At 71.7% G+C, this 10,597-nt stretch carries 11 protein-coding genes and 1 tRNA gene; 1 reads left to right on the top strand and 11 read right to left on the bottom strand.

Annotation, left to right across the window (positions count from 1 at the left end; all coding sequences use genetic code 11):
- The 5 genes from WML84_RS09110 to WML84_RS09090 all read right to left on the bottom strand — a co-directional run.
- Window positions 1-1,077 (bottom strand): hypothetical protein (locus WML84_RS09110; RefSeq protein ID WP_347345827.1); only part of this gene is annotated, 1,077 nt, incomplete at its 3' end.
- Between the two features lie 159 nt (window positions 1,078-1,236).
- Window positions 1,237-1,911, bottom strand: coding sequence for an MT-A70 family methyltransferase (locus WML84_RS09105; RefSeq protein WP_347345826.1), 675 nt, complete (start codon window positions 1,909-1,911; stop codon window positions 1,237-1,239).
- Between the two features lie 10 nt (window positions 1,912-1,921).
- A complete protein-coding gene (locus WML84_RS09100; protein ID WP_347345829.1) occupies window positions 1,922-2,668 on the bottom strand; it encodes a BglII/BstYI family type II restriction endonuclease in 747 nt (248 codons plus the stop codon).
- 150 nt (window positions 2,669-2,818) lie between these two features.
- Window positions 2,819-2,903 (bottom strand) — tRNA-Tyr (locus WML84_RS09095).
- 97 nt (window positions 2,904-3,000) lie between these two features.
- Complete coding sequence (locus WML84_RS09090; protein ID WP_347345825.1) at window positions 3,001-3,492, bottom strand: FBP domain-containing protein; 492 nt, start codon at window positions 3,490-3,492, stop codon at window positions 3,001-3,003.
- Between the two features lie 80 nt (window positions 3,493-3,572).
- Here WML84_RS09090 and WML84_RS09085 point away from each other — a divergent pair, with 80 nt between their 5' ends.
- A complete protein-coding gene (locus WML84_RS09085) occupies window positions 3,573-4,061 on the top strand; it encodes a YajQ family cyclic di-GMP-binding protein (RefSeq protein ID WP_347345824.1) in 489 nt (162 codons plus the stop codon).
- A gap of 112 nt (window positions 4,062-4,173) precedes the next feature.
- Here the strand turns inward: WML84_RS09085 and WML84_RS09080 are convergent, their stop codons facing one another.
- The 6 genes from WML84_RS09080 to WML84_RS09055 form a co-directional block, all read right to left on the bottom strand.
- A complete protein-coding gene (locus WML84_RS09080) occupies window positions 4,174-5,385 on the bottom strand; it encodes a PLP-dependent aminotransferase family protein (protein WP_347345823.1) in 1,212 nt (403 codons plus the stop codon).
- Between the two features lie 92 nt (window positions 5,386-5,477).
- A complete protein-coding gene (locus WML84_RS09075) occupies window positions 5,478-6,449 on the bottom strand; it encodes an alpha/beta hydrolase (RefSeq protein ID WP_347345822.1) in 972 nt (323 codons plus the stop codon).
- Window positions 6,450-6,624: 175 nt separating this feature from the next.
- Window positions 6,625-7,326 (bottom strand): DedA family protein, encoded by a 702-nt coding sequence (locus tag WML84_RS09070; RefSeq protein WP_347345821.1) that lies wholly within the window; start codon window positions 7,324-7,326, stop codon window positions 6,625-6,627.
- A gap of 51 nt (window positions 7,327-7,377) precedes the next feature.
- Window positions 7,378-8,751, bottom strand: coding sequence for an FAD-dependent oxidoreductase (locus WML84_RS09065; protein WP_347345820.1), 1,374 nt, complete (start codon window positions 8,749-8,751; stop codon window positions 7,378-7,380).
- 67 nt (window positions 8,752-8,818) lie between these two features.
- Window positions 8,819-9,799, bottom strand: a complete 981-nt coding sequence (locus WML84_RS09060) for a polyprenyl synthetase family protein (protein ID WP_347345828.1) — start codon at window positions 9,797-9,799, stop codon at window positions 8,819-8,821.
- Window positions 9,800-9,919: 120 nt separating this feature from the next.
- Window positions 9,920-10,597, bottom strand: a 678-nt coding sequence (locus tag WML84_RS09055; protein WP_347345819.1) for a class I SAM-dependent methyltransferase, incomplete at its 5' end; no start/stop codon positions are given.

The raw sequence follows: 10,597 nt of genomic DNA, 5'->3' as shown, positions 1-10,597 counted from the left end.
GGGGCCCTCGTCCGTCGGCTCGGCGGGAGTCGCGGGGCGCTGCTCCGCCGGACCGGAGGACGTGGCGGGAGCGGGCGTTCCGTACGCGGGCGGCGCGGCGGGCGGCGGTGCGGGCGACTCCGACGGAGGCACCGGCTGCGCCGACCCGGACGGCGCCGGCGCGGACGGCGAGCCCGGCGCCGTCGGGTAGGACGGTGTGGACCACGATCCCGAGGCGGAGGCATACGGCTGCGCCGACCCGGGCGCCGCGGGGTACGACGGCGCAGACGCCTGCGCGGGGAGCGGCGGTGGCGCGACCGGATAGCCCTGCGGGTACGTCGGCTGGCCGGTGTAGTACGCGTTCCAGTCCGGCGTCCCGTCGGGCATGACCGGAAGCGGTGTGGCCCCGTCGGCGTACGTGGGCCACTGCATGACCGGTGCGACCGGTGCGACCGGCGCGACCGCGCGCGGCTCTCGGGGCCGCTTCGGCGCGAACAGCGCGTTCACGAGCGGCACCAGCGCGGTTCCCACCGCGGCCAGGATCGCCAGCGCCACCACGACGCGCCAGTAGATCGGGAGGAAGCGCGCGAACTCGCCGAGCATGAGCGGCAGCACGAGCATGACGGCCAGGGTCGCGACGAAGCCCACCGTGACGTACGTGACGATCGACGTGAACGTCGTGCGACGGCGATCGTGCGCCTTCAGGTAGAGCCTGATGTGCAGCAGCGCGAGCTGCAGGATCAGCACGATCCCGAGGAACTTCGCGAACCGCTCCATGCCCTCGCCGTAATAGCGGTTCGCCTGCGGCATCCAGATCAGGAAAGCCCCGATCAGCAGGATGACCACCCACGTCACCATGCTCGCCAGCGCGAACCACGCCGGGCGCCGGGACGCGAGGTTCGACTCGAGGATCGCGACGCCGGCGAACGATGCGAGCAGCAGGATCGTGAGGAACGCCCGGCCCACCATTCCGTTGGAATCGCCGAGCAGCACCCAGACGACGCAGACGATCGCGGCGGCGATGAGCGCGCCGATCGCCACCCAGATGGCCGCCCTCAGGAGTCTGCTCGAGTTCGGATGTGTGATCGGGTCGGTCATGGTCTGCCTTTCCGTACGGGCCGCGTGCGGCTCGTCTCCATCCTGACACGCGGCCATGCGGAGTCGGCCGGTGTCCACAGGAGCGCCACGAAACCCGCAGCTCTCCACAGTTCGCGTGCACGACTCGCGGCCGCCCGCGCGACGGAGAGCCGCGCGGCGTCAGCCGTTGACGGCCGCGAGCGCGAACGTCGACGAGATCGCGCCGCCGGCGTACCCGCGATGCACCTTGCCGCGCACCTCTTCGGTCTCCGACTCGTTGCCCCACACGTGCCAGCCGTCGCGCCGGTGGCGGGCGAACATCTCGAGGTACGGACCGGGTGAGCACCGCTCGATGAGCTCGTACTGCTCGTCGGGCTTGCGGGAGTGCTCGCGCTTGCGCGTCTCGATCATGTTGACCTGGCTGCGCGCCGGCGGCAGCGTGCGCATCGACCCGCGGACGCCGAACAGGATCAGCTCGGTGACGTTGCGGAAGTAGAAGCCGACACCCCGCCCGTCGGGGCCGCCGTCGATGCGGCGCTTCGCCCACACGAGGTTGCTCACGTACCGGAACCCCCACGCCTGCATGACCTCGATGCCGTCGGGCAGCAGCGCGTTCGGCACCCACAGGTAGAGGTGCGCGTCCTTGGCGAGCGTGGACTCGACCGGCAGCGCCTTGATGTCGGCGAGCGTCATGGTGTCGTAGCGGTCCAGCCGACGGTGCTCGGGCGCCACCTTGCCGGTGCGGTTGGCGAACCGCCACGGCGGGTCGGCGAGCACCGTCCGGAACCCGCCCTCGACCGTCGGCAGCGGAACGAACGGGGTCGGCTCGACGTCGGCGCGGAGGGGGGAAGCCATGCCTTGCACTCTAATCGGCACCACCGACGTCGACCCCGCCGGTGAACGGCGAGCCATCCCACGTGTTCGCCGACACCCCGACGATGAGCACCGGGCACGTGCCGGCGCTCCCCCGCAGGAGCCGGTCCTCGGCGTTGGAGAGCGTCGTCGTGGTGCTCGTCTTGAGGTCGATGGGCAGCTTCGGGTCGCGCATCCCGAGCGGCAGCGTCTGCTGATAGTCGCGCCACAGGTCGGTGGCGAGCCGCAGCAGCGGCAGGCGGTCCTTCGTGATGATGACGGCGCCGTCGATCAGGCCGTTCTCGTGCCATGCACGGTAGGCGGAGAGGTCGCGGTCGAGGTTGCCGTCCTTCGCGTTCCACTCGACGTCGACGATCATGCGGCCCTTGAAGTTGTCGACGCGGAAGCCGGGCGCGTGCACCGCCGGCACCTCCTGGATGCTGCGACCCTCGGTGCGCGTGCCCTTCGCGTGGAAGTCGGTGTGCAGGAACCCGCGGATCTCGAAGTCGATCCGCGTCTCCTTCCAGCCGAGCACGCGGAAGCGCTGGTCGAGCGCGTCGGTCAGGTCGCCCTTGTTGCCGCCCGCCCGCAGCCACTCGTCCGGGTGGAGCGCGAAGTCGTCGAGCACGTGCAGGAAGTCGGCGAACTCGTCCGAGGCGACGGCGTTGAGGATCGCGGCGGCGTTGCCGCTCTCGAGCCATGCATAGCGGTCCCGGATGCCGCCCGGCACGACCCTCGGGTCGTCATAGCTCGACGTCATGTACACCCCGGCACCCTAGCCGATGCCCGGTTCGCCGACCGGGCAGAGGATGCCGTGCCGTGAGGGCATCGCTCGCGCATCCCGATCAACCGGCGGGAGCGGAACAACCCGCGACCTGACGGAAGTCCTGGTCGCGGGCTGTTTCGGGCTTGGTGGCGAGTGAGGGATTCGAACCCCCGAAGTCGAAGACGGCTGATTTACAGTCAGATCCCTTTGGCCGCTTGGGTAACTCGCCGAGGCGCACCCGCCCGGCTTGTGCAGTCGACCGGAGGCGCGAGTATCCATATTACCCGCACTGCCGCCCTGTCAGAAACCATCGCGGCGATGCGCGCTCAGTCCCCGACGTCGACGACGCGCTCGACGAACGCCTCGATGCGGTGGCGCGTGCCGTCGATGCGGCGGTCCACGCTCGCACGCACCTCGCTCGGCGACAGCGGGCCGGCCAGGCGCACGTTCTCGTGGCACGACAGGTCGCTGCACATGTAGGTGCCGACGCTGTCGCCGCGGGCCCCGGCATCCCCCGCCTTGCGCGCGGTGAACAGCGCGACCTGGTCGCCCGGCTGCAGCGTGTGGCACAGGTTGCACATCGCCGCGCGGGCACGGCTCGACCCCGACGCGGCGCGCAGCACCACGCCGGTGGGTCGGCCGTCGAGCTCGGCGACGACATAGCCGCGACCCCGCAGCAGCGGATCGCGCCACGCGAGGAAGTCCAGGTGATCCCAGTCCACGAGCGGGAAGTCGTGCGGCACGGCCAGCTGCCGGGCCTCGTCGGGCGCGGCGTTGACGAACGCGGCGCGCACCTCGTCCTCGGTCATCGCTTGCATGGCGTCAGTCTAGGCAGGGCTGCACGGACCGGGACCCGCGGCCGGAGCCCCGGCATCCCGTTCTCGATAGACTCGGCGCCATGGCCGACAGCTCATTTGACATCGTCTCGAAGGTTGACCACCAGGAGGCCGACAACGCCCTCAACCAGGCCCGCAAAGAGGTCGAGCAGCGCTACGACTTCAAGGGCACCGGCGCCTCGATCGAGTGGTCGGGCGAGCAGATCCTGATCAAGGCGAACTCCGAGGAGCGCGCGAAGGCCGTGCTCGACGTGTTCCAGTCGAAGCTCATCAAGCGCGGCATCTCGCTGAAGAGCCTGGATGCCGGCGAGCCCGTCGCGAGCGGCAAGGAGTACCGTCTCGCGTCGTCGCTCAAAGACGGCATCTCGTCGGAGAACGCGAAGAAGATCAGCAAGCTCATCCGCGACGAGGGACCGCGCTCGGTGAAGGCGCAGATCCAGGGCGACGAGCTGCGCGTGCAGTCCAAGAGCCGCGACGACCTGCAGGAGGTGCAGCGGATGCTCAAGGCCGCCGACCTCGACGTCGACCTGCAGTTCGTCAACTACCGGTAGCACCGGCCAGGGCTCGCGCGCACGGCCAGGTCGCGCGCGACGGGGCACGCCGCGCGGGAGGAATACGACGGCGCCCGGGGCCTCCCCCGGGCGCCGTTCGGAAAGGCCGGGATCAGGCGTCGAGCTGGGCCGCGATCACGCGCGCGAGGCGCCGCACGCCCTCCTCGATGCGGTCCGGCGACTCGAGCGAGAACGACAGACGCAGGTTGTCGTCGCCCGTGCCGTCGCCGAAGAACGCCGTGCCGGGCACGAAGACCACGCCCTCCTCGATCGCGAGCGGCAGCAGCTGCTCGGCCGACAGCCCCGCGGGCAGGGTCAGCCACACGAAGAAGCCGCCGTGCGGCGCGGTCCACCGCACCGACGCGGGCAGATGTGCGGCGAGCGCCGCGTCGAGCCGCTGCGCGCGCTCGTGGTACTGGTCGATCGCGCGGTTCATGTATCCGCGCCAGTCGAAGTCGCGCAGGTACGTGTTGGCGAGGTGCTGGCTGAGCACCGACGGGCAGATCGTCGTCGCCTCGGCGGCCAGCTGCAGCCGGTCGCGCACGTCGCGCGGGGCGAGCACCCAGCCGATGCGGATGCCGGGAGAGAAGATCTTGCTCATCGACCCGAGGTAGACGACCGAGTCGTCGAAGGAGCGGATGGCCTGCAGCGGCGCGTCCCAGAAGTCGAGCAGGCCGTACGGGTCGTCCTCGACGACGGCGATGCCGGCGCGCGCGCAGATCTCGGCGACGACGGGGCGGCGGTCGGGGTGGAGCGTGATGCCGGACGGGTTGTTGAAGTTCGGGATCGTGTAGAGCATCTTGATCGTGCGGCCCTGGGCGCGCACCTCGGCGATCGTGCGCTCCAGCTCGGCCGGGATGAGCCCGTCGTCGTCGCACGGCACGTGCACGATCTGGGCCTCCAGCCCCTGGAACGTGCCGATCGCGCCGACGTAGGTGGGCGCCTCGGCGAGCACGACGTCGCCCGGGTCGCACAGGAGCGACGTGACGAGCTCGAGGCCCATCTGCGATCCCGACGTGATCAGGATGTCGTCGGCGACGGCGTCGATGCCGGCGGTGCGCATGACGTCGCACACGGCCTCGCGCAGCGGCGCCATGCCGGCGCCCGCGCCGTACTGGAGCACTTCGAGGCCCTGCTCGGCGATGAGCCGGGCGGCCACCTCGCCGAGCTCGGCGAGCGGCAGCACGCCGAGGTCGGGATTGCCGCCGGCGAGGGAGATCATCCCCTCGCGCATCGAGATGTCGAAGACGGCGCGCACCGGCGAAGGCCGGAAGAAGTCGGCGCGGACGGCGTAGGCGAGGGACGAGGACTGCGGGCTCGACATGAGGTCTCCTTCGAAGCGGGACGGTCGGGCGTCTGTTTCCGCGACACCCGCAGCGGGAGTCCCTCCATCATGCCAGATCGCCGCCTGGGCGATCACCGGGCAAGCGCGCCCTGCAGGAGCCATCGCTCGAGCGCGGTGTACGCGGCATCCCTCGACGCGGGCGCCGACAGGAAGACGTCGTGGATCGCACCCTCGATGCGCTCGATCGTCACCGAGCGGCCGATGCGCGTCGCGGCGCGGGCGATGTCGTCGACCACGAGCACCGAGTCGGTGCGCGTCATGGCCTCCGACCAGCGTCGGGCGAGCGTCGACCGCGCCGACAGCAGCACCAGGGCGGGGCAGCCGACGTCGACGCCGGCAGCGACCCGCTCGTGCCCGGCGAGGATCGCGTCGAGCCAGGCGGGCCGCGTGGCGAAGCCGGTGTCGGGGCGCCACAGCGCGCGCTGCGCGCCCTTCGGGAGCGTGCCGAGGTCCTTCTGCGCACGCGTGTAGAAGCCGAGGTCGACGTCGGGCTGCCCGCCCATCGGGTCGATCACGGCGCGCGCGTGCAGGATCGGCGCGATCGCCTGACGCCCGAGCGGGCCGAGCTGCAGCTCCAGCCAGGGGCTGTCGAGCACGAGGGCGGATGCCGTTCCCGCGTGCCGCGCCGACCACAGGGTGAGCGTCAGCCCGCCCGTGGAGTGGCCCATCAGCACGAGGCGGCCGCGTCCCTGCGGGCGGACGACGTCGAGGGCCGCGGCGATGTCGGCGTCGTACTCGGCGAGCGAGGCGACGAAGCCGGGCGTCTGGCCCTCCCGCAGGCTCCGACCGTACTTGCGCAGGTCGAGCGCGTAGAAGCGGGCGCCGAGCTCGTTCCAGAACTCCGCGAGGCCAGTCTGGAAGAAGTAGTCCGACCAGCCGTGCACGAAGAGCACGTCGACGTCGTGGAGCGGACGGGTGAACGCGAGCGGACCGGGCAGGCGCCGCACGAGCGTCGCGACGACCGGGCCCTCGGCATCCTCCCCCAACGGCAGCGTCCGCTGCTCGAACGGCGATCCGAGGACGTCGGGCACCCACTCCGGCATGCCCTCAGCCTATTGCGGGTGCGCGCCGCACCCGGATCGAGCCGCCGTCACCCTCCCCCTACCCGCGAGAGTGCACTGGTGCACCGAGACAGCATGCTGGGCGCGCATTCTCGGTGCACCGCTGCGCTCTCGCGGATCAGACGGGGCGCGGTGATGATCGGGCCCGTTGCACGGGTCATCGGCGGGGGTGCGGATGCCGGCCGTGCCGGTGCTGCACCTCCGCGAGGATCTCGGCGAGCGCGCGCTCGTCGGCGTCCTCGGCGGCGGCCGCAGCCGGGTCGAGCCGGCGGCGGCGGCGCCGCACGAGCACGACGGTCACCGCGACCAGCACGACGACGGCGGCGAGCACGAGCGCCACCCACGAGGCGCGGTGCATGAGCTCCTCGGCGACCTCGCCGAGCGAGACGACCACGAGCGTGACCGCGCCCGCCCAGGCGACGGCGCCCGCGGAGTTGGCGAGCAGGAACCGGCCCCAGGGCATGCGGAGGGTGCCGGCGAGCGGCCCCGCGAGGATGCGGAGCACCGCGACGAAGCGGGCGAAGAAGATCGCCCACGCGCCGAACCGGGCCATGAGCGTGGCGCTCTGCACGATGCGCTCGGTCGAGAACGCGGCGGGGAGCTTCCGCCGGCCGAGCTCGAGCAGGTGGAGGCCGACGGTCTTGCCGACGAGATAGCCGACGTTGTCGCCCACGATGGCGCCGACGATCGCCGCGGCCATGATCCACCACGGCGACGTGTGGTCGTGCACGCTGATCAGGAGCGCCGTGATCAGCACGGTCTCGCCGGGCAGGGGCAGGCCGATGCTCTCCAGCCCCACGATAAGCAGGACGGCCCCCACGAGCGCCCCGTAGGGGATCGCGTCCAGCCACTCCGTCACGCCTGCACCCTATCGGCACGCGCGCGCGGGCGGCCATCGGCCTACGGGCGACTACTCGCCGCGCGAGACCTGCACCATCTCGTCGCGGTCGACGACCTTGATGCGCGCGCGCTCACGGGGTGCGCCGAGCGCGATCTCGTGCTGGTCGAGCCGGTGCCAGCCGTCGATGTCGGTCCACGCGATGCCGCGCCCGTCGAGCAGGGCGACGACCGCCTCCGGCGACGGGTCGTCGGGATGCCACCACGAGCCCTGGTCGTTGATCAGGTGGCGCACGGTCTCCATCGCGTCGGACTTCGTGTGGCCGATGAGGCCCACCGGTCCGCGCTTGATCCAGCCCGTGGCGTACACGCCGGGCACGCGCTCGTTCGAGTCCTGGCGCAGCACCTGCCCCTCGTGGTTGGGGATGACGCCGTGCCGCTCGTCGAACGGCACGTCCTCCAGCGGAGAGCCGAAGTAGCCGACCGCGCGGTAGATCCCCTGGATCGGCACCTCGCGCAGCTCGCCGGTGCCGGTCACGCCGCCGTGGCCGTCCGAGCGCGTGCGCTCGTACACGAACGACGAGACCCGGCCCGCGGCATCCGTCCTCACCTCGATGGGACGCGCATAGAAGTGCATGTGCAGGCGGCGCGAGGCCTCGCCCCCGGCGTTGTTCAGGCCGGGGCGCTTGCGCCACGACTGCAGGATGCGGTCGATGACCATGACCTGCTTGTTGCTGGCGATGGCGTCCTTCGACGCCTCGTCGTAGTCGAAGTCCTCGTCGTAGACGACCATGTCGACGTCGCGCAGCTCGCCGAGCTCGCGCAGCTCGAGCGGCGTGAACTTCACCTGGGCGGGGCCGCGCCGGCCGAACACGTGCACGTCGGTGACCTGCGAGGCGGCGAGCCCCGCGTGGACGTTGTCGGGGATCTCGGTGGGCAGCAGGTCCTCGGCGTGCTTCGCGAGCATGCGGGCGACGTCGAGGGCGACGTTGCCGTTGCCGATGACGGCGACGGATGCCGCGTCGAGCGGCCACTCGCGCGGGAAGTCGGGGTGGCCGTCGTACCAGCTGACGAAGTCGGCGGCGCCGTACGAGCCGGCCGCGTCGATGCCGGGGATGTCGAGGGAGGCGTCGCGGATCGCGCCGGTGGCGAAGATCACCGCGTGGTAGTGGCGGGTCAGGTCGTCCATCGTGAGGTCGGTGCCGAAGCGGACGTTGCCGAACAGGCGCACCTGGCCGCGGTCGAGGATGTCGCGCAGGGCCGTGATGATGCCCTTGATGCGCGGGTGGTCGGGGGCGACGCCGTAGCGCACGAGGCCGTAGGGCGCGGGCAGCTGGTCGAACAGGTCGATCGACACGTCGAACTTGCGCTCCGCCTTCAGCAGGAGGTCCGCCGCGTAGATGCCGGCGGGTCCGGCGCCGACGATAGCCAGCCTGAGCGTGGTCATGTGCATCCTTGTCTTCCGGTGCCCGGTGTTTCGTGCCGGCCGGGTGCGTGCCGCGGCCGGGAGGTGTTCAGCTGGAGCGGTCGACGACGACCTGCGCGAACCGCGTGAGCGCGTCGCGCACCGCCCCCTCGGGAAGCGGCTCCAGCGCGGCGACGGCCTCGGCCGACCACTCCACCGCGAGGCGTCGCGTCTCGGCCGTCGCGGGGTGCTCGCGCAGCTGCGCGAGACCGTCGTCGAGGATCGCGGGGTCGGCGCCGTCGGCGATGCGGGCGACGCCGTCGTCGATGGCGTCCTTCAGTGCGACGGATGCCGGATCGCTCGAGCGGTCGAGCAGCAGGTACGGCATCGTGGGCACGCCCGCGCGCAGGTCGGTGCCGGGCACCTTGCCGGTCTCGCCCGGATCGGCCGACAGGTCGATGACGTCGTCGAGGAGCTGGAAGGCCACGCCGATGCGCTCGCCGAACTCGAGGACGGGCCGCTCGTACTCGGCGGGCGCGTCGGAGAAGAGCACGCCGGCCTGCGCCGCGGCGGAGATGAGCGATCCGGTCTTGTCGGCCAGGACGCTCAGGTAGAACTCCACCGGGTCGTCGGCCGGCTGCGCGCCGACGGTCTCGTGCATCTGCCCGAGGACGAGCCGCTCGAACGTGTCGGCCTGCAGGCGGATCGCGCGCTCGCCGATCTGGGCCATGAGCTGGCTCGCGCGAGAGAACAGCAGGTCGCCGGCCAGGATCGCGACGTTGTTGCCCCACACGACATGGGCGCTCGGGACGCCGCGGCGGACGTCCGAGGCATCCATCACGTCGTCGTGGTAGAGCGAGCCGAGGTGCGTCATCTCCAGCGCCGTGGCGCCCGCGATGACGTGCGGCGTGACGCCCTCGCCCAGCTGCGCGGTGAGGATCGTGAGCATGGGCCGCACGCGCTTGCCACCGGCCTCGTAGAGGTAGCGGCTCGTGGCGTCGGCGAGCGCGTCGGTGACGCGCAGCTCGGTCGCCAGGCGCGCCTCGACCTGGGCGAGGCCGTCCTCGACGGCGGTGAACAGGCGCCGCATGCGGGGACCGGCGAAGACGCGCTCGGTCAGGCCGATCCGGCTCGCCAGAGGGGAGCCGGAGGCGGGCGGGCTCGGAATCACCCGACCAGCCTACCTGGCGGGTCCCGTTCCGGAACTGCGTCAGACGGGCTTGACGGCACGGTGCAGCGCGACGATGCCGAGCGACAGGTTCCGGTGGGCCACGTCGGTCCAGCCCGCGGCGCGGATCCACGCCGCGAGGGTCTGCTGATCGGGCCAGTCCTTGATCGACTCGTTGAGGTAGTCGTACGCCTCGGCGTTGGAGCTCAGGGTCTTGGCGATCACGGGCAGCACGCGGTCGTTGTAGAAGTCGTAGAGGCGGTGGAACGCGCGCGACGGCGGGTGCGAGAACTCGCAGATCACGAGACGGCCGCCCGGCGCGGTGACCCGCAGCAGCTCGGCGAGCGCCGCGCGCGGCTCGTTGACGTTGCGCAGGCCGAACGACATCGTCACGACGTCGAACTCGTCGTCGGCGAAGGGCAGGTTCGTGGCATCCGCCTCGACGAAGGTCAGATTCGGGATGCCGCCGTGTCGGCGCCGCCCCTCGGCGATCATGCCGGGCGAGAAGTCGGCCGCGACGACGTCGGCGCCGCTGCGGGCGAGGGCCACGGCGCTCGCGCCGGTGCCGGCGGCGAGGTCGAGGATGCGCTCGTCGCGCGCGGGCGCGATCGCGCGCGTCGTGGCGATGCGCCACAGCTGGTCCTGGCCGAGGCTCAGGACGGTGTTGGTGAGGTCGTAGCGCCCGGCCACCTGGTCGAACATGCCGCTCACGCGCGAGGG

This window comes from Microbacterium sp. (assembly GCF_039812165.1).
Taxonomy (GTDB): Bacteria; Actinomycetota; Actinomycetes; order Actinomycetales; family Microbacteriaceae; genus Microbacterium.
The sequence above is the reverse complement of the archived record's forward strand: the minus strand, read 5'-3'. Positions and strand labels throughout refer to the sequence as shown.